Source organism: Paucibacter sp. DJ2R-2 (assembly GCF_025717675.1).
Lineage (GTDB): Bacteria > Pseudomonadota > Gammaproteobacteria > Burkholderiales > Burkholderiaceae_C > Paucibacter_A.
Genome location: NZ_JAJIRT010000001.1, coordinates 279390 through 297427 on the forward strand (window position 1 = coordinate 279390; position 18038 = coordinate 297427).

At 65.8% G+C, this 18038-nt stretch carries 14 protein-coding genes, 2 tRNA genes, 1 pseudogene and 1 riboswitch; of the genes and pseudogenes, 13 read left to right on the plus strand and 4 right to left on the minus strand.

Annotated features, from left to right (window positions below):
- The first annotated feature begins 16 nt into the window (after nucleotides 1–16).
- Nucleotides 17–1401, plus strand: a pseudogene (tnpC, locus tag LNV28_RS01225) (IS66 family transposase).
- 733 nt (nucleotides 1402–2134) lie between these two features.
- On the opposite strand, the gene LNV28_RS01230 reads toward tnpC, so the two are convergent.
- Nucleotides 2135–2211: transfer RNA gene (locus LNV28_RS01230), tRNA-Ile, on the minus strand.
- Nucleotides 2212–2402: 191 nt separating this feature from the next.
- Complete coding sequence (hrcA, locus tag LNV28_RS01235; protein ID WP_263516888.1) at nucleotides 2403–3422, minus strand: heat-inducible transcriptional repressor HrcA; 1020 nt, start codon at nucleotides 3420–3422, stop codon at nucleotides 2403–2405.
- 68 nt (nucleotides 3423–3490) lie between these two features.
- On the opposite strand from hrcA, the gene LNV28_RS01240 reads away from it, so the two are divergent.
- From LNV28_RS01240 to rapZ, 3 genes are read left to right on the plus strand one after another with little or no spacing between them, the layout of a single operon-like run.
- Nucleotides 3491–4366 carry an NAD kinase gene (locus LNV28_RS01240; protein WP_263516887.1) on the plus strand — a complete coding sequence of 292 codons (876 nt, stop codon included), beginning with the start codon at nucleotides 3491–3493 and terminating at the stop codon, nucleotides 4364–4366.
- A 3-nt stretch (nucleotides 4367–4369) separates the two neighbouring features.
- On the plus strand, nucleotides 4370–6124 hold the full coding sequence (gene recN / locus LNV28_RS01245) for a DNA repair protein RecN (RefSeq protein WP_263516886.1): 1755 nt from the start codon (nucleotides 4370–4372) through the stop codon (nucleotides 6122–6124).
- Nucleotides 6121–7083, plus strand: coding sequence for an RNase adapter RapZ (gene rapZ / locus LNV28_RS01250; protein WP_263516885.1), 963 nt, complete (start codon nucleotides 6121–6123; stop codon nucleotides 7081–7083). The genes recN and rapZ overlap by 4 nt, the downstream gene beginning before the upstream one ends.
- A gap of 3 nt (nucleotides 7084–7086) precedes the next feature.
- On the opposite strand, the gene mutY is transcribed toward rapZ, so the two are convergent.
- Together mutY and mutM are read right to left on the minus strand one after the other, a co-directional pair.
- The gene (mutY, locus tag LNV28_RS01255) at nucleotides 7087–8145 is read right to left on the minus strand and encodes an A/G-specific adenine glycosylase (protein WP_411969883.1); all 1059 of its coding nucleotides are present in this window, start codon (nucleotides 8143–8145) and stop codon (nucleotides 7087–7089) included.
- On the minus strand, nucleotides 8130–8960 hold the full coding sequence (mutM, locus tag LNV28_RS01260; protein ID WP_263516884.1) for a bifunctional DNA-formamidopyrimidine glycosylase/DNA-(apurinic or apyrimidinic site) lyase: 831 nt from the start codon (nucleotides 8958–8960) through the stop codon (nucleotides 8130–8132). The genes mutY and mutM overlap by 16 nt, the downstream gene beginning before the upstream one ends.
- Before the next feature lie 174 nt (nucleotides 8961–9134).
- Between mutM and LNV28_RS01265 the strand changes: the two genes are divergently transcribed.
- From LNV28_RS01265 to LNV28_RS01305, 9 genes are all read left to right on the plus strand, one after another.
- Nucleotides 9135–10847 carry a tetratricopeptide repeat protein gene (locus tag LNV28_RS01265; RefSeq protein ID WP_263516883.1) on the plus strand — a complete coding sequence of 571 codons (1713 nt, stop codon included), beginning with the start codon at nucleotides 9135–9137 and terminating at the stop codon, nucleotides 10845–10847.
- Complete coding sequence (locus LNV28_RS01270) at nucleotides 10844–11404, plus strand: lipoprotein insertase outer membrane protein LolB (RefSeq protein WP_263516882.1); 561 nt, start codon at nucleotides 10844–10846, stop codon at nucleotides 11402–11404. Before LNV28_RS01265 ends, LNV28_RS01270 begins: the two co-directional genes overlap by 4 nt.
- A gap of 42 nt (nucleotides 11405–11446) precedes the next feature.
- Nucleotides 11447–12451, plus strand: a complete 1005-nt coding sequence (gene ispE, locus LNV28_RS01275; protein ID WP_263516881.1) for a 4-(cytidine 5'-diphospho)-2-C-methyl-D-erythritol kinase — start codon at nucleotides 11447–11449, stop codon at nucleotides 12449–12451.
- A gap of 40 nt (nucleotides 12452–12491) precedes the next feature.
- A tRNA-Gln gene (locus LNV28_RS01280) sits at nucleotides 12492–12568 on the plus strand.
- Between the two features lie 70 nt (nucleotides 12569–12638).
- Nucleotides 12639–13601, plus strand: coding sequence for a ribose-phosphate pyrophosphokinase (locus LNV28_RS01285; RefSeq protein ID WP_124448124.1), 963 nt, complete (start codon nucleotides 12639–12641; stop codon nucleotides 13599–13601).
- 145 nt (nucleotides 13602–13746) lie between these two features.
- Nucleotides 13747–14367 (plus strand): 50S ribosomal protein L25/general stress protein Ctc, encoded by a 621-nt coding sequence (locus LNV28_RS01290; protein ID WP_263516880.1) that lies wholly within the window; start codon nucleotides 13747–13749, stop codon nucleotides 14365–14367.
- Nucleotides 14368–14534: 167 nt separating this feature from the next.
- Nucleotides 14535–15209, plus strand: a complete 675-nt coding sequence (gene pth, locus LNV28_RS01295) for an aminoacyl-tRNA hydrolase (RefSeq protein ID WP_263516879.1) — start codon at nucleotides 14535–14537, stop codon at nucleotides 15207–15209.
- Between the two features lie 2 nt (nucleotides 15210–15211).
- On the plus strand, nucleotides 15212–15721 hold the full coding sequence (locus LNV28_RS01300) for a hypothetical protein (protein WP_263516878.1): 510 nt from the start codon (nucleotides 15212–15214) through the stop codon (nucleotides 15719–15721).
- Nucleotides 15716–15976: riboswitch (cobalamin riboswitch) on the plus strand. (Overlaps the previous gene by 6 nt.)
- 99 nt (nucleotides 15977–16075) lie before the next feature.
- A complete protein-coding gene (locus LNV28_RS01305; RefSeq protein ID WP_263516877.1) occupies nucleotides 16076–18028 on the plus strand; it encodes a TonB-dependent receptor plug domain-containing protein in 1953 nt (650 codons plus the stop codon).
- The last annotated feature ends 10 nt before the right edge of the window (nucleotides 18029–18038 follow it).

An 18038-nucleotide genomic window follows, 5' to 3' on the forward strand; every position in this document is an offset into this window, starting at 1 on the left:
GGCAATATTCATTCTCGTGATCCACGAAACCAAACTCTACAACCCGACACCCGCGCAGTTGCGCGAGTTGACCGAGCGACTGCTCACCGAGGTGCGCCACAAGCAGGCCACCATCGACAAGCTCACGCACGAGAACGCGGTGCTCAAGCGGATGAAGTTCGCCGCCACCAGCGAAGTCTTCCAAGGCGATCAGCGCAGCCTGCTCGAAGACTCGGTCGATGAAGACCTGGAGGCGGTGCAAAGCGAGTTGCAGCAACTCGCCACCAAGCCCGCTGCTCCTGAGCGCCAGATACCCAAGCGCCAGGCCATGCCGGCCGAGCTGCCGCGCCGCGAGTTCCGCCACGAGCCCGACAACACCCAGTGCGCCTGCGGCTGCCAGATGAAGCGCATCGGCGAGGACGTGGCCGAGAAGCTGGACTACGAGCCCGGCGTGTTCACGGTCGAGCGCCACATCAGAGGCAAGTGGGCCTGTGCCAAGTGCGAACGCCTCGTGCAAGCGCCGGTCGAGGCTCACGTCATCGACAAGGGCATCCCGACCGCCAGCCTGCTCTCCCAGGTGCTGGTGGGCAAGTACGCCGATCACCAGCCGCTGCATCGCCAGGAAGGCATCTACGCCCGCTCCGGCGTCCAACTGCCACGTTCGACCCCGGTGCCGGCAAGACGCATCGCGCTTATCTATGGAGCTACTGCACCGGCCAGTTCAAGGACAGTCGCATCGTCGTCTACGACTTCGCCGAGAGCCGTGCCGGCAAGCACGCGATGGAGTTCCTGGGCGACTGGCGCGGTGCGCTGGTCTGCGATGACTACTCGGGCTACAAGGCGCTGCTGGCAAAAGGCTTGCTGGAAGTCGGCTGCATGGCGCATGCGAAGCGCAAGTTCTACGAACTCTGGGCCAACCATCGCAGCCAGATCACCGAGCAGGCGCTGAGCCACTTCGGCAAGCTGTACGAGGTCGAGCGCGAGGTGCAGGCATCTGCACCAGAGCAGCGACTGCAGGCCTGGCAGAGCCAGGTCAAGCCTGTCGCCGTTGCCTTGCACTTGTGGCTCAAGCTGCATCGGCAGAAGGTGCCCGATGGCTCCGCCACAGCCAAGGCCATCGACTACAGCCTCAAACGTTGGGTGGCGCTCACGCGCTACCTCGATGACGCCGTGCTGCCCATCGACAACAACTGGGCCGAGAACCGCATCCGGCCGGTCGCGCTGGGGCGCTCGAACTAGCTCTTCGCCGGGAGCCTGCGGGCGGGCAAGCGGGCGGCAGCCGTGATGAGCTTGATCTAGTCAGCCAAGCTCAACAGGCTGGAGCCGTGGGCTTACCTCAAGGACGTGCTGACCAGGCTGCCGACGCAGCCGGACAGCCGAATCGCGGAACTGCTGCCGCATCACTGGGCACAGCCTGCATAGCTTGAGGCCAGATTAGCCCGTCAAGATGACTTGGCTGGACGCATGCTGCTCAACAGCGCGCTCATGCGCATGCGCATGGGCCGGCGCCTCATGCTCCCGTTTGCGGCCATGCTACCTCGCGAAGGCCGAGCCCCGAATGAAGCTGGTGATGCGCTCCGCCAACTCGCGGTGGCCGGGCTAATCTGAGGCCGTGAACGCGGCCGCGATGTGGACCCATGCCAGCGGCGCGCTCGTGCGGCTGCGCTGGTAGGCGTCGCCTGATTTCATCGGTTCGGGGGAACTGCGCAGCCGTCCGTCCTCCCGTGCCTTACGCCACCATAGGTGCTAATAGCGGCGCCCCTCCCCTCTCGCGGCCTGGCGCGTAGCTTCCGCCTCGATCCCATAGCCACGCAGTCGATCCGCGAAGGTCTCGCGCAAGCGCTGCAGATTGGCCTTGGGCGGGTTCAGCCGCCTGCCACTCATGGACTCGGCACACACGCTCACATGCACGTGCGGGTTCTCCTGGTGCTCGGTCGGCGCCAACACCAACATTTACGCGCCATCTCAGCGTGGGCAAACGAGGAGCTCTCGCTCAAATTCATCGACTCCGGGCGCAGCCACAGAAAAAAATCTAGACCGGAAAAACCGTCGCTTCCTACGCAGTGCAATCGGTCCAAAACTGGCACCAGACTGGCACCAGCAAAAGCCACCCATAAAATGTTAGCGATCACTATCGCTAAAATCCCTGTAAAACTGGTAGGCCGTGCAGGACTTGAACCTGCGACCAAAGGATTATGAGTCCTCTGCTCTAACCAACTGAGCTAACGGCCCCCGGGGACTTGCGACCCTTGGAGAGGAAAAATCGCCGGCATTGCACCGGCGAAGCCCGCGATTGTATAGGTGGCGATGTAGGTGAAGACTGGGCGCCGTGAATCGTGAGTCGTGAATCAGCCGGGCTTGCTCTTGTTCACCCGTTCACCTGTTCACCCGTTCACCACGCCCTCAACACCGCCCTCGCCCACTCACTTCTGCGACAGCGCCTGACTCACCATCCTCGATGTGATGTCCACGATCTGGATCATGCGGTCGTAGGCCATGCGGGTGGGGCCGATGACGCCCAGGGTGCCGACGACCTGGCCGTTGACCTCGTAGGGCGAGGAGACGATGGACAGCTCTTCGAAGGGCACGACCTGGCTTTCGCCGCCGATGTAGATGCGCACGCCCTCGGCGCGGCTGGAGACATCGAGCAAGCGCATCAGTTGCGTCTTCTGCTCGAACATATCGAACAAGCGGCGCAGGCTGCCCATATCGTTGGAGAAGTCTTGCACGGTGAGCAGATTGCGCTCGCCGGAGATGATGACGCGCTCTTGCTCGTCGGCCATGGCCTCGGTGCCGGCCTGCACGGCGGCGCTCATCAAGCCGGAGATCTCGCCGCGCAGCTGGTCCACTTCGTTCTTGAGCCGCTCGCGCACGGCCTCCAGGCTCAGGCCGGCATAGCTGGCGTTGAGGCGGTTGCTGGCCTCGGCCAGCTCGGACTGACTGTGGTCTTGTGCGGTGAAGATGACGCGGTTCTGCACATCGCCATCGGGCGAGACCATGATGACGAGCACCCGGCGTTCGCCCAGGCGCAGGAATTCGATGTGGTGGAAAACGCTGGGCTTGCGCGGCGCGGTGATCACGCCGACGAAATTGGACAGGCTGGACAGCAGGTGCGCAGCGCTGGCGATCACGCGCTGCGGCTGGTCGGGCTGGATCTGGGTCTCGATCGGCCGGTCGTCGGGCACCACCAGGCCGGGCTGGGCGGTCAGCATGGTGTCAACGAAGAGGCGGTAGCCACGGGCCGTCGGGATGCGGCCGGCGCTGGTGTGGGGGCTGGCGATCAGGCCCAGCTCTTCCAGGTCGGCCATCACATTGCGTATGGTCGCCGGGCTCAGCTCCAGACCGGAGGCTTTGGACAGCGTGCGGGAACCGACAGGTTGGCCGTCCGCGATATAGCGTTCAACCAGGGTTTTCAGAAGGGATTTGGATCGCTCGTCGAGCATGGCGCCATTGTAGGGACTGGCGCCGGCCTTCAGCGGACTGACATAGTGCTGTGGTGTAATTCTTCGCTATGGCCAAACGTTTCCAACATGTGGCAATCGTCGGCAAACACCAGGCCCGCGGCATTCGCCCGATTCTGGAGGAGATTGCCGATTTTCTGATGCGGCAAGGCCTCGATGTTTCCCTCGAAAGCGAGACCGCACTCAACACCGGCATGACGGCGTTTGAGTCCCTGACAACCGAGGAGCTGGGCACGCGCTGCGACCTGGCCATCGTCGTCGGCGGCGACGGCACCATGCTGGGCTTCGCCCGCGAGATGGCCCGCCACGGCACGCCCCTGGTCGGCATCAACCAGGGCCGCCTGGGCTTCATCACCGACATCTCGCTGGAAAAATTCCAGGAAGCGCTGGCGCCGATTCTGGACGGCGACTTCGAAACCGAGAAGCGCTCCATGCTGGAAGGCGCCGTCTGGCGCGACGGCGAAAGCATCTTTGAAGGCTTGGCCCTGAACGATGTGGTGGTCAGCCGCGGCGCCACCGCCAGCATGGTGGAGCTGCGCGTGGATGTGGGCGACGAGTTCGTGGCCAATATGCGGGCCGACGGCATCATCGTTGCCTCGCCCACCGGCTCCACCGCCTATGCGCTTTCGGCCGGCGGGCCCATCATGCACCCCAGCATCGGCGGCTGGCTGCTGGTGCCGATTGCTTCGCACACCTTGTCCAACCGACCCATCGTGCTGCCGGACACCGGCGAGGTGCGCATGGAGATCGTGGCCGGGCGCGACGCCAGCGTCAATTTCGATATGCAAAGCCTGGCCAGCCTGCTGCACGGCGACCGCATCACCGTGCGCCGCTCGGCCCACCAGGTTTGCTTCCTGCACCCCAAGGGCTGGAGCTATTACGCCACCCTGCGCCGCAAGCTGCGTTGGTACGAAGGGGTGAGCTGAACCATGTTGCGACGCCTGAGTCTGCGTGACTTCGTCATCGTGCCTGAGCTGGAGCTCGATTTCGGCGCCGGCTTCTCGGTGCTGACCGGCGAGACCGGTGCCGGCAAATCCATCTTGATCGACGCGCTGCAGCTGGCCTTGGGCCAGCGCGGTGACGCCGGTGTGGTGCGCGAAGGCGCGGCGCGCGCCGAGATCTCGGCCGAGTTCGACTGCCCCGACCATTTGACCGGCTGGCTGGACGAGGCCGGCTTTGAATCCGAAAGCGCCAGCCTGCTGCTGCGCCGTGTGATCGACAGCCAGGGCAAGAGCCGGGCCTGGATCAACGGCAGCGCCGCCACCATCAGCCAGCTGCGTGAGCTGGCCGACAGCCTGCTGGACATCCACGGCCAGCATGCCTGGCAAGGTCTGACCCGCCCGGCCTCGGTGCGCGCCCTGCTGGACAGTTATGCCGACCTGGACACCCGCCCTCTGGCCGCGGCCTTCGCCGACTGGAAGCACGCCAGCGAGGCGCTGGACGCCGCGCAGACGCGCCAGAGCGAGCTGCTCAGCGAGCGCGAGCGCCTGGCCTGGCAGATCGGCGAAATCGCCCGACTGGCGCCCGGCGCCGACGAGTGGGAGGAGCTCAATGCCGAGCACCAGCGGCTTTCGCATGCGCAGTCCCTGCTTGATGCCGTGCGCGCCGCGCTGGAGCTGCTCAGCGAGGCCGAGGGCAGCACGGCCGAGTCGCTGACCGGCGAGGCGCTGGACCGGCTCGAGAACGTGCTCGATTACGACGCCCGTCTGGGCTCGGCCGTGGAAGCCCTGCGCGGCGCGCAGGCGCAGATCCAGGACGCCGGCCACAGCTTGAGCACCTATCTGCACGGCGCCGACAGCGAACCGGGCCGCATGGACGAGCTGGACGAGCGCGTCTCCGCCTGGCTGAACCTGGCCCGCCGCTACCGCCGCCCGCCGCAGGAGCTTCCGGCCCTGCATGCGCAGTGGCGCCAGGAGCTGGCCGCGCTGGACGCCGCCACCGATCTGGCCGCCCTGCAAACCAGCCTGGCCACGGCCCGCAAGGCGTTTGATGCCGAGGCGCGCCGGGTCAGTGCCGCGCGCGCGCAGGCCGCCCCGGCCCTGGCCGGCGCCGTCACCGCCGCCATGCAGCTGCTGGGCATGAACGGCGGCCAGTTCGACATCGCCCTGCTGCCGCAAGAGCAGCCGCAGAGCTATGGCCTGGAGTCGGCCGAATTCCTGGTCGCCGGCCACGCCGGCAGCGCGCCGCGGCCGCTGGCCAAGGTGGCCTCGGGCGGCGAACTCTCGCGCATCGCCCTGGCGATTGCCGTCACCACCTGCCAGAAGACCGGCACGGGCGTGAACGCGGGCGTGGGCACCTTGATCTTTGACGAAATCGACGCCGGCGTCGGCGGCGCCGTGGCCGAAACCGTGGGCCGGCTGATGAAGCAGCTGGGCCGCAGCAGCCAGGTGCTGGCCGTCACCCACCTGCCCCAGGTGGCCGCCTGTGCGGACCACCATCTGCTGGTGGCCAAGGCCTTGCGCGGCGGCCAGACCTGCAGCGATGTGCAGCCGGTGCTGGGCGAAGCGCGCGTGGCCGAGATTGCCCGCATGCTGGGTGGCGAGCGCTTGTCATCCACCGCCCAGGCCCATGCCCAGGAAATGCTGGATCTGTCGGCCCTGGACGCTTCTGCATCCACCCCTCCTTCCCCTCCATCTTCTTCACTCACCTCCCCCGGCGGCAAGGCCAAGAAAGCACGATCATGACGACGACGACATCCCCTTACGATGCCGCCCAAGCCGAAGCCAGCACCGTGATCCTGGTGACCGGCATGTCCGGCGGCGGCAAGTCGCTGGCCATGCATGCGCTGGAGGATGCCGAGTTTTTCTGCGTGGACAACCTGCCGGCCGAGCTGCTGCTGGACTTCCTCAAGCTGGAAGCGCAGCGCGGCGAACGCCGCGTGGCGATTGCGGTCGATGTGCGCAGCGCCGGCTCCCTGCCCTTGCTGTTGCCGCTGTTCAAGCAGCTGCGCGCCTCGGGCGTGGCCATCCGTTCGATCTTCCTGGACGCCAACACCGAAACCCTGATGCGGCGCTTCTCCGAGACGCGCCGACCGCACCCGCTGCGCATCGACGAGACCAGCCAGTTCGGTGAACTGGACGGCGGCGAAGCGCACTCGCGCAGCGGCCACGGCAGCTCGGACAGCGGCCACCGCGCCCTGCTGGAAGCCATCGAGCTGGAACGCGAGATGCTCGCCGCCCTGCGCGTGGAATCCACCGTGCTGGACACCAGCCAGTTGCGCCCGGCCCAGCTGCGCGCCTGGGTGCGCGATCTGGTGCTGGCGCCCAGCAACAAACTGACCCTGGTGTTCGAATCCTTTGCGTTCAAGCATGGCGTGCCCAGCGATGCCGACTTTGTGTTCGACGTGCGCGTGCTGCCCAACCCCTATTACGACCGCGAGCTGCGGCCGCTGACGGGGCGTGACAAGCCGGTGGCCGATTTCCTCCAGGCCCAGCCCGAGGTGCAAGTGATGTTCAAACAGATCGGCGAGTTCCTGAACCGCTGGCTGCCCAACTTTGCCGCCGACCAACGCAGTTATCTGACCGTGGCCATCGGCTGCACCGGCGGCCAGCACCGCTCGGTCTATCTGGTTGAAACCTTGGCCCGCTTGTTCGGCAAGCATGGGCCGGTTCTCAAGCGCCACCGCGAGCTGGACGCGCGCTGAAGCCTAGCCCAGCAGCTTCTTCAGCGGCGCCGGCAGGCCGTAGCTGGCCAGCGCCTCACGCGCCACCCACTGCCCCTGCTGGCCGGCACGCTGCGCCGCCTCGGGGCTGAGAACGGCACGACGCGGGTGCAGCACCCAGTCCAGATGGGTCAGCGCATGTTCGATGCGAGGTAGCACATCGGGCGTGGCGCCCAGGGTTTGCGCATGGGACTGCAGCTGCGCCTCGTCTTCGAACAAGGGCAGGCTCCAGAGCCCTGCCCAGACGCCGGTGTCCGGCCGCTGCTGCAGCAAGACCTGACCCTCATGCTCCAGCCACAGCCACCAGTTCTCGCGCCGGCTGCGCTTGAGCTTGCGGGTTTTGATCGGGAACTGGGTCGGCTCGCCCGTCTTGCGCCCGGCACACAAGCTCTCGGCCGGGCAGATCAGGCATTGCGGCGAGCGCGGCGTGCAGACCGTGGCACCCAGGTCCATCAGCCCCTGCGTGTAGGACTCGATGTCCCGGGCCGGCAGCAGGGCCTGGGCATGCTGCCAGAGCAGTTTTTCCTGCGCGCTGCTGGCCAGGTCGCCGGGGAAGGCGAGCAGGCGGCCGAGCACGCGTTTGACATTGCCGTCGAGGATGGCGATGCGCTCACCGAAGCAGAAGGCCGCCACCGCCGCGGCAGTGGAACGGCCGATGCCGGGCAACTCCTGCAACTCGGCCGCCGTGGGCGGGAAACGCCCGTCGGGCCGCGCCGCCACGGCACGCGCGCAGGCATGCAGATTTCGCGCGCGGCTGTAGTAGCCGAGGCCGGCCCAAAGCGCAAGCACCTCGTCCAACGAAGCAGCGCCCAGATCAGCCACGGTCGGGAAGCGCTCAAGAAAGCGCTGGTAATAGCCCAGCACCGTCGTCACCTGCGTCTGCTGCAACATGATCTCGGACAGCCAGACGCGGTAGGGGTCGCGGGTCTTCTGCCAGGGCAGCTCATGCCGGCCATGACGCTTTTGCCAGGCCACCAGGCGCTCGCCAAACTCCAGCGGCAGCGCGGCGCTGCCGCTGTCCTTGACCATCATCGCTTTTGACATTGGGGGCAGAAAAATGTGGAACGGGCGCCCTGGACGATGCGGCGAATCGGCGTGCCGCAGACGAGGCAGGGCTGGCCTTCACGGCCATAGACCTGGGCCTGCATCTGGAAGCTGCCGGCCACACCGTGCGCGTCCTTGAAATCGCGCAAGGTCGTGCCACCGGCCTCCAGCGCCTGCGCCAGCACACCGCGCACGGCGGCGGCCAGGCGGGCGGCACGCGGGCGGCTGAGCTTGTGCGCGGGCAGGCGCGGGTCGATGCCAGCCAGAAACAGGGCCTCGCAAGCGTAGATATTGCCGGCGCCGACAACGATGTCGCCGGCCAGCAAGGCCTGCTTGACCGCCACACGCCGGCCGCTCAGGCCGGCATGCAGATGCGGGCCATCAAAACGGGCGTCGAAAGGTTCCAGGCCCAGGCCGGCCAGCAGCTTGGCGGCGGGGTCGGCCGTCAAGCCCGGTGACCAGACCACGGCGCCAAAGCGGCGCGGGTCGTTCAGGCGCAAAAGGCCGCGGTCGGTTTGCAAATCAAAGTGGTCGTGCGTGCCGGCCGGCGCCGACGCATCGGCGGTGAAGCCCAGGCTGCCTGACATGCCCAGATGCAGCAGCAAACCTCCCGGGGCGAGCTGCGAACTCAGCGGCAACCACAAATATTTACCTCGCCGCGTGGTCGCGCCGACACGGGCACCGACCAGGCGCTGCGGCTCCTGGCCCAGAGGCCAGCGCAGCGGCTTGCCCAGGCGCACCGACTGCACCGTGGCTCCCTCAATGGCATCGGCAAAGCTGCGGCGGGTGACTTCGACTTCGGGGAGCTCGGGCATGGCGGCGATCATATCGGTGCAGAATGCCCTCAGCCCGAGCAAGCCAAGCCCGGGTCTTGTGATCACGCAGGAGCTTGTTGCATGCCCGATTCCTTACGCCGCCACCGCCCGAGCTCCAAGCTCAGGGCCCCAGTCCTTGCCCTCCTGGCGGCCGGCCTTTTCGGTGCGGGGGCCATGACGGCCAGCGCCGCCACCTCGCCCGAAGCATCCAATAGCGCAAGCGAGGCCAAGCCCAGCAACTCCGAACTCGACGCGCCTTTGTTCTACCAACTCCTGGTCGGTGAACTGGAGCTGAGCACCGGTCAGGCCGGCGTTGCTTACCAGGTGCTGCTCGACGCAGCACGCCGCACCAAGGACGAGGAGCTGTTCAAGCGCGTCGTCAACATTGCCCTGCAAGCGCGAGCGGGCGACCAGGCCCTGTCGGCCGCACGCGCCTGGCGCGAAAGCCTGCCGGCCTCGCTGCCGGCTCAGCAGATGACCATCCAACTGCTGGCCTTGCTGAACCGCCCGGCCGAAGCCGTGGAGCCGCTGCGTGCCCTGCTGGTCTTGAACCCACCCGACCAGCGCGGCGCCGTGCTGGCCGGCCTGCCTCGTCTGTTCCAGCGTGCCGCCGAACCTCAGCGGGTGCTGGCCAGCTTCGAGCCTCTGCTGCAAAGCGCCAGCCAGCAGCCAGAAACCCGGCTGGCGGCCCAGGTCGTGCTGGCCAGGCTGGCCATGGCGGCCGGCGACAAGGCGCGCGCGCTGAGCATCAGCCAAAACCTGGCGCGGCAATTCCCTGAGGGCGACGACAGCCTGCAACTGGCCCTGGAGCTCATGCCCGACCAGCCGGAAGCGGAGCGATTGATCGAAGCCCGCCTGAAAATCACCCCGGATGACCACAAGCTGCGCCTGGCCTATGGCCGCGCGCTGGCACGGGCCCAGCGGCCCTCGGACGCTGCCCGCGAGTTCCGGGCCGTGACCCTGAAGAGCCCCGATCAGCTGACGGCCTGGTTCGCTCTGGGCACCTTGGAGCTGGAATTGCGCCAGCCCGAGGCGGCCGAATCGGCCCTGCTCGAATACCTGCGCCGCCTCGAGGCCAGCAGCGCCGAGGCCCAGGAAGAGCAGGCCGAGACCCACATGGAAGCGCGCCAGCAATCCTGGCTGATGCTGGCCCAGGCAGCCGAACAGCGCGGTGATCTGAAGGCGGCCGAGGCCTGGTTGATCAAGGTGGACAGTCCGCAGCGGCGCTTCGAAGCCCAGTACCGCCGCGCTTCGCTGATGGCTCGCCAGGGCCGCCTGCCGGAAGCTCGAAGACTCCTGCAGGACTTGCCCGAGGACAGCCCCGAGGCCACCCGCGCCAAGCTGATGGCCGAGTCGCAGCTGCTGCGCGACCGCCGCGAATGGCAGCTGGCCTACGAGGTGCTGGCCCGCGCCACGGCCCGCCTGCCCAATGAAACGGACCTGATCTACGAGCAATCGATGATGGCCGAGAAGCTGGGTCGCCTGGACGAGATGGAGACCCTGCTCAAGCGCGTGATCGCGCTCAAGGCCGACCACCACCATGCCTACAACGCGCTCGGCTATTCGCTGGCCGATCGCAATATCCGCCTGGAAGAAGCGCGCGGCCTGATCGCCAAGGCCCTGAGCCTGGTGCCCTCCGAGCCCTTCATCATGGACAGCATGGGCTGGGTCGAGTTCCGCCTGGGCAATAAGGAAGAGGCCCAGCGCCTGCTGCGCCTGGCCTTCGAGGCCCGCCCCGACGCCGAGATTGCCGCCCACCTGGGCGAGGTGCTCTGGGCCAGCGACAAGCAGGACGAAGCCCGCCGCGTCTGGGCCGAGGGCATGCGTCGTGACCCCAAGAACGAAGCATTGCTGGACACGCTCAAACGCCTGAAGGTCAAGCTGTGAGCCTGCGCCGCCTGGCGCCGGCATTGGCCGTCGCCGCATTGTTCCTGGGCGGCTGCGCCAGCTTGGCGCCGCAACAGGCGCCCGCCAGCTCCGTGTCGAGCGCAGCCAATGCAGCGCGCATAACTGGACGACTCAGCGTACAGACGACCGGCATCAACGGCCGGCCGAGCGGCGGCAATGTCAGCTTCGATCTCAGTGGCGGCCCCGCCGCCGGCCTGCTGGAGCTGAGCACGCCCCTTGGCAGCCTGGTGGCCCGCGCTCGCTGGGACAGCAAGGAGGTGAGCCTGCAGACGCCCGAAGGCGAGCGCCGCTTCGACAACCTCGACGCCCTGACCCGCGAGATGCTGGGCGAGACCGTGCCGCTGGCTGCCCTGTTCGACTGGCTGCGCGGCCAGCCCTGGCCGCAGGCCGCCCACGAAGCCCTGCCGGCCCCGCAGAGCGGCTTCGAGCAACTGGGCTGGCGTCTCGACTTGGCGCGCCGCGCCGAAGGTTTGATCGTCGCCAGCCGCAATGCCAGCCCGACCGTGATCCTGCGCGCGCGCCTGGACGCCAACTGAGGCGCCCAGCCATTTCTCGCCCCTTTCTGACCTTTGCCCGCCATGCAAGCGCTCTACGACGTTCCCGCTCCCGCCAAGCTCAATCTGTTCCTGCATGTGGTGGGCAAGCGGCCGGACGGCTATCACCTGCTGCAGTCCATCTTTGCCTTGATCGATTGGGCCGACACCCTGCACTTCGAACGGCGCGGAGATGGCCTCTTGCAGCGCCATGACCAGGGCGACGCCCTGCCCGCCGACGACCTGTGCCTGCGCGCCGCCCGCGCGCTGCAACAGCAAAGCGGCTGCACGCTGGGCGCAGACATCCATATCGAAAAGCGCTTGCCGGCCGGCGCGGGCATGGGCGGCGGATCGTCTGACGCCGCCTCGACCCTGCTTGCTCTGAACCGGCTCTGGGGCCTGAATTGGCCGCTGTCGCGCCTGCTGCCCCTGGGCCTGAGCCTGGGCGCCGATGTGCCGTTTTTCCTCGGCGGCAGCCATGCTTTTGTCGAAGGCATCGGTGAAATCCTGCATCCGATCGAGCTGCCGGAGATGAGCTTTGCCGTGGTGAAACCGGCCGCAAGCATCCCCACGCAGAAAATATTTTCGAGCCCCCTCTTGGCAAGATCAAATTCCGTGGCTATAGTAGCGGGCTTTCCTGCACACAACAGCAGCGACGACAAAACCAAAAAATTGGCGCTGTCTGAAGATGCTGGCGCCCTGACAAGCGCAGTGAGCTTGGACTCCGAGGGAGTTAAGAAACTCTTGAATGGCTTTGGTCGCAATGACCTGCAAAAGCCGGCCGAGGACTTCTGCCCCGAGGTGGTACAGGCACTCGAACTGCTGGAATCGCGATTCGGCAACAGCCGGATGACGGGTTCAGGCAGTGCGGTATTTGCAAGAGTCGACGCTTCAGAGCGCACTCCAGAAAATACCCATGAGTACGGGAAAGACGGGATTGACTACCGTAAAAAAAATCAGCTGATTTCGGGTTTGCCCACTCACTGGTCTGGTAGAATTTGCCGCAGTCTGAATCGCCACCCTTTGCAGGGTTGGGCTGAAAAAGACTGACACAAGTTATGGGGTGCTGCAGCTCTGCAGTGTCCTGTGTAGGGGAGTCGCCAAGTTGGTTAAGGCATCGGATTTTGATTCCGACATGCGAAGGTTCGAATCCTTCTTCCCCTGCCAAATTTCTTTCTCGTAGATACCCACCCGGACACGCTGGCTGGCCACGGGTCCTTGACCCAAAGGATGGCCCGTGCTGCTCAATACCGTCCTCTTCACCGGTAACGCCAATCCGGTGCTCTCCCAAGAAATCGCCACGCATCTGGGCCTCGAGCTCGGCAAGGCTGTGGTCGGTCGCTTCTCCGATGGTGAAGTCACGGTCGAGATCCAGCAAAACGTTCGCGCTCGCGACGTCTTCGTCATCCAGCCCACTTGCGCGCCGACGAACGAGAACCTGATGGAACTGCTGATCATGGTCGATGCCCTGAAGCGCGCCAGCGCTCGCCGCATCACCGCCGTGATCCCGTACTACGGTTACGCCCGCCAAGACCGCCGCCCCCGTTCGACCCGCGTGCCGATCTCGGCCAAGGTCGTGGCCAATCTGCTGGAAACCGTCGGTGTCGAACGCGTCCTGACCATGGACTTGCACGCCGACCAGATCCAAGGCTTCTTCGACATCCCGGTCGACAACATCTACGCCTCGCCCGTGCTGCTGTCGGACCTGAAGGCCCGCAACTACAGCAATCTGGTCGTGGTCAGCCCCGACGTCGGCGGCGTGGTGCGCGCACGCGCCCTGGCCAAGCAGCTGGGTTGCGATCTGGCCATCATCGACAAGCGCCGTCCGGCCGCCAATGTCTCGGAAGTGATGCACGTCATCGGTGAGATCGACGGCCGCAACTGCGTGATCATGGATGACATGATCGACACGGCAGGCACCCTGGTGAAGGCCGCTGAAGTGCTGAAGGACCGTGGCGCCAAGAGCGTGTTCGCCTACTGCACCCACCCCATTCTGTCGGGCCCCGCCATCGAGCGCATCTCCAAGTCGCACCTGGACGAAGTCGTCATCAGCAACACCATTCCGCTGAACGACGCCGCCAAGGCCTGCGGCAAGATTCGCCAGCTGTCGGTTGCCTTCCTGTTCGCCGAAACCATCCGCCGCATTTCGGACGGTGAGTCGGTCACCTCGCTGTTTAGCGAGCAGAACAACAATTTCTAAGCAGATTTTCGGGCGACGCAGCTCTTAGCTGCGGCGCCCGAATCACATGCAGTCGCAGTACGGACTGCATTTCACTGAGCAGCCTGGTCGCGGGCGCTCAACACCATGAACACCGCTTGCGGTGTTCAGCCCTTTTGGAGTCACTATGAAATTCACCGCTTTTGAGCGCAATCTGCAGGGGACCGGAGCGAGCCGCCGCCTGCGCATTGCCGGCCGCGTTCCTGGTATCGTTTTCGGCGCTGGCGCTCCTGCCAACATCGAACTGGACCACAACGCCCTGTTCCACGCCCTGAAGAAGGAAGCCTTCCACAGCACCATCCTCGAGATGGAACTGAACGGCGCCGTCACGCAAGTTCTGCTGCGCGACTTCCAACTGCACCCCTACAAGCCGCAAGTCCTGCACTGCGACTTCCAGCGCGTGGACAGCAGCACCAAGATCACCAAGAAGATCCCGCTGCACTTCATCGGTGAAGACACTTCGCCTGCTGTGAAGACCGACCACTGCACGGTCAACCACATCATCACCGAGCTGCAGATCACCTGCCTGGCTCAGCAACTGCCCGCTTTCATTGAAGTGGACCTGAGCGGCCTGACCAAGGGTCACTCGGTGCACGTCAATGACCTGAAGATCCCCGCAGGTATCAAGGTCGTGACGCACGGCAAGCCGAACCCCGTGGTCGCCACGCCGGTGGAGCCCGTGGTTGAAGTCGTGGTGGCCGCAGCTGCCGCTCCGGCCGACGACGGCAAGAAGAAGAAGAAGAAGTAATTCTTCTTTTCTTCCCGCACTGCCCTGCCGATTTACCCTGCTCACGCGAGGCATCGGCATCAAGAAGAAGGCCCTGCTCTGCGGGGCCTTTTTTGTTTCATCTCAAGGCTTGAGGCCGGAGCCGCCACAGCTCCAAGACCGACAGCCACAAGGCCATAATCTTCCGCATGAGCATCCGACTCTTTGTTGGCCTGGGCAACCCGGGCGCCGAGTACGAAGACACGCGCCATAACGCCGGTTTCTGGTGGACCGATGCGCTGGCGCGCAAGCTGGGCACCACCCTGCAGCCCGAACGCAATTACTACGGCCTGTGCGCACGCGTGAACAACGCGCCCGGCAGCGACGGCCCGGTCTGGCTGCTGCAGCCCATGACCTATATGAACCTCTCGGGCAAGTCGGTGGCGGCGCTGGCCCGCTTCTTCAAGATCGAGCCCGAGCAGATCCTGGCGATTCACGACGAGCTCGATCTGCTGCCCGGCGAGATGAAGTTCAAGCAAGGCGGTGGCAACGGCGGCCACAACGGCTTGAAGGACATGCAGGCCCAGCTGGGCTCGGCCAACTTCTGGCGCCTGCGCCTGGGCATCGGTCACCCGGGCCACAAGGGCGAGGTGGCCGGCTATGTGCTGCGCAAGCCTCCGCTGTCGGAGCGCGAACTGCTGCAGGACTGCATTGCCAAATCCATGGACGCCGTCGAGCTGATGCTGAGCGGGCAGATGGACAAGGCACTGGCCAAGATCCACGCCAAGCCGCCACGGCCCAAGCCACCCAAGCCGGTCAACAAGCCAGATGCTGATGCCGCGCCCAGCATCGCTCCCGCTCCAACGGATCTGAAAGTGAGCTGATCATGCACAGCACCCCGCAGCCCCGCCCCTTCGGTCACCTCACCGCAGCGGCCCTGGCTGCGGTCCTGGCGCTGCCGCTCAGCAGCGCAGTCATGGCGCAGAGCCAGACACGCAGCACAACGATCTACCGCTGCGGCCCGGATGGGCGAGACCTGCGCGATGCCCCTTGCCCCGAGGCGGGCGACAAGGCGCCTCAATCCCTCAGCTTCGACCAGCCCAGTGCAGCCGACCGCCGCGCTGCCCAAGAACTCGCACAGCAGGACGCAAGGCGGGCCCGCGAGCTCGAAGTGCAGCGCCAGCAGCAAGAGGCCGAAGCCCGGCGCCGCGCGGCTCCTGCCATCGCCATCCATGGCCGAGGCCAGCCTCCCGCAGCAGCCGCCGCCCCCAGCAAGCAGGCGCAGGTCCCGACGCCGCCCAAAACACCCAAAGACCCCAAGCCGCCGAAGACACCCAAGGCGCCGAAGGTGAGCCAGCCAGGCAAAGCCGCCAAGCCCGCCTCTGCAGCAAGCTAGAATCCCGCCGTTGGTGCTCGTGCAGGCATTCATGTCTGTGCAGTTAAACGGGAATCAGAAAGGCCGCGCTCCCACGGAGCCATGCCCAACCTGAGCTGTCCCCGCAACGGTAAGTGAACGAAGTTCGGTCGCGCCTTCCGGCGTGCGCTTGAACCTCAGCCTCTGTCAACAATCCACTGATGCCTGCCGGCATTGGGAAGGACACAGCAGGCCATGTTCACCAGCCCGGATACCGGCCAACAACGTGGTGCGCCGCGTGCCCTTGCCCGAACCGGGCTGGCGCCGCAGCACATCGTTCAACAGGCGCTCAGCGGGTGAGCTGGTGCCTGGCAGTCTTGCTTGTTTCTCGTTCACATGACCTCTTCTGTCCGGCCCCAGGCCCGCACTCAGGCGCGCGCGTCCCTGCCCGCTTCCATCCCCTCCTCCACGGTCCGCGCGCGTACGCTGCCCTTTGCCCTAGCCCTGATCGCAGTGGCCGTCCAGGGCGATGCCCTAGCGCAGGGCCCTGGCCCGAACAAACTCGATTCGGTGGTGGTCACGGCCACCCGTTCACCGATTCGCCTGAGCGAAGTCCTGGCCGACCTGACCGTGCTGAACCGCGCCGACATCGAACGCCAGGCCTTCGGCGGCCTGGCCGATCTGCTGCGCAACAGCGGCTGCGTGGAGATGGTACGCAATGGCGGCCCCGGCACCAGCACCTCGCTCTATCTGCGCGGCGCTGAAACCCGCCACACCGTGGTGCTGGTGGACGGCGTGCGCGTCGATTCCCAGGCCAGCGGCGGCACGGCCTGGCAAGGCATCCCGCTGTCCCAGATTGAACGCGTGGAAGTGCTGAAAGGCCCGGCCAGCGCCATCTACGGCTCGGACGCCGTCGGCGGCGTGGTGCAGATCTTCACCCGCAAGGGCGGCCCGCGCCTGCAGGCCGAGCTGGGCGTCGGTCTGGGCAATCTCGGCACCCGCAAGCTCGACGCCGGCCTCACCGGAAGCTCGGGTCTGCTGGACTTCGCCCTAAGCGCAGCGACCGAGCGTAGCGACGGCTTCAACAGCACCATCGACTCACCCAGCAGCTTCAGCTATATCGCCGACCGCGACGGCTGGAAGAACCACAACCTCAAGGCCCGAGTCGGCCTGCAGCTGAATCCGGCGCACCGTCTGGAAGCGCTGGCGCTCAGCAGTCACGCTGATGCTCAGTACGATGGTTCCAAGAACACGCCCAACAACGACGACCACAGCATCCAGGACACCCGCGTTGCCCAACTGAGCTGGAGCGCACAGTGGGTGCCGGCCCTGCAAACCCAGCTGAGCCTGGGCCAGTCGAACGAGCAGTACGAGACCAAACCCTCGATCTACCAGACCGAGACTCGGCTGCGCAATATCAGCCTCAACGGCAGCTACGAGATCAGCAAGGGTCAGCAGCTCAACTTCATCGTCGAGCGCCGCGAAGACCGTCTGGAGAATCCGAACCTGCTGACCGCAGACAAGGTCGACAAGCGCCACCAGAATGCTTTGGCCCTGGGCTGGCTGTGGAGCCAGGACGCGCTGAGCCTGCAGCTGCATGGCCGCCATGACGACGACAGCCAGTTCGGTGGCGTCAACACCGGCACGGTCGCGGCCGGCTATGTGATCGCCCCGGGCCTGCGTCTGGTCAGCTCCATCGGCACCGCGTTCCGCGCGCCGACCTTGTTCCAGCGCGGCAGCATCTACGGCCCCGATCTGAGCAAGCCCGGCGTCAAGCCGCTCGATGCCGAACATGGTCGTAACTTCGAATTCGGACTGAAGTACGGCAATGAGCGCAGCGAGTTTTCGGTCACCGCCTACCGCAACCGCATCCGCGACCTGATCATCTACGGCGCGGCCGGCAGCTGCATCAACAAGGGCGGCTGCTACCAGAACGTGGCCTCGGCCCGTTTGCAAGGCCTGAGCCTGCAGGGCAGCACCGAGATCGCCGGCATTCGCCTCTCCAGCACCATGGACCTGCAAGCCCCCAAGGACATGAGCACCAGCAAGCTGCTGGCCCGCCGTGCGCGCATGTATGGCACATTGCGTGCCGACACCACGGTGGCGAACTGGAAGTTGGGCGCGGCCGTGCAGAGCTCGGGTCAGCGCTATGACAACGCCGCCAACACCAAGCCGCTGGCGGGCTATGCCTTGCTCAACCTCGACGCCCAGTACAGCCTGACGCGCGAACTGCGCCTGCAGCTGAATCTGGACAATGCCTTCAACCGCAGCTACCACACAGCAGGCGGCTACGCCCAGGCACCGCGCACGGTCTTCGTCGGCCTGCGCTACAGCCCGGCTGCGCTGTAAGGTCCACTCC

Bases quoted from the DNA above. Each gene is read 5' to 3' on its own strand.
- ispE (WP_263516881.1), top strand. From the start codon at position 11,447: ATGCAAGCGCTCTACGACGTTCCCGCTCCCGCCAAGCTCAATCTGTTC.
- LNV28_RS01305 (WP_263516877.1), top strand. From the start codon at position 16,076: ATGACCTCTTCTGTCCGGCCCCAGGCCCGCACTCAGGCGCGCGCGTCC.
- LNV28_RS01300 (WP_263516878.1), top strand. From the start codon at position 15,212: ATGCACAGCACCCCGCAGCCCCGCCCCTTCGGTCACCTCACCGCAGCG.
- pth (WP_263516879.1), top strand. From the start codon at position 14,535: ATGAGCATCCGACTCTTTGTTGGCCTGGGCAACCCGGGCGCCGAGTAC.
- hrcA (WP_263516888.1), bottom strand. From the start codon at position 3,422: ATGCTCGACGAGCGATCCAAATCCCTTCTGAAAACCCTGGTTGAACGC.
- LNV28_RS01240 (WP_263516887.1), top strand. From the start codon at position 3,491: ATGGCCAAACGTTTCCAACATGTGGCAATCGTCGGCAAACACCAGGCC.
- mutM (WP_263516884.1), bottom strand. From the start codon at position 8,960: ATGCCCGAGCTCCCCGAAGTCGAAGTCACCCGCCGCAGCTTTGCCGAT.
- recN (WP_263516886.1), top strand. From the start codon at position 4,370: ATGTTGCGACGCCTGAGTCTGCGTGACTTCGTCATCGTGCCTGAGCTG.
- rapZ (WP_263516885.1), top strand. From the start codon at position 6,121: ATGACGACGACGACATCCCCTTACGATGCCGCCCAAGCCGAAGCCAGC.
- mutY (WP_411969883.1), bottom strand. From the start codon at position 8,145: ATGTCAAAAGCGATGATGGTCAAGGACAGCGGCAGCGCCGCGCTGCCG.
- LNV28_RS01290 (WP_263516880.1), top strand. From the start codon at position 13,747: ATGAAATTCACCGCTTTTGAGCGCAATCTGCAGGGGACCGGAGCGAGC.
- LNV28_RS01265 (WP_263516883.1), top strand. From the start codon at position 9,135: ATGACGGCCAGCGCCGCCACCTCGCCCGAAGCATCCAATAGCGCAAGC.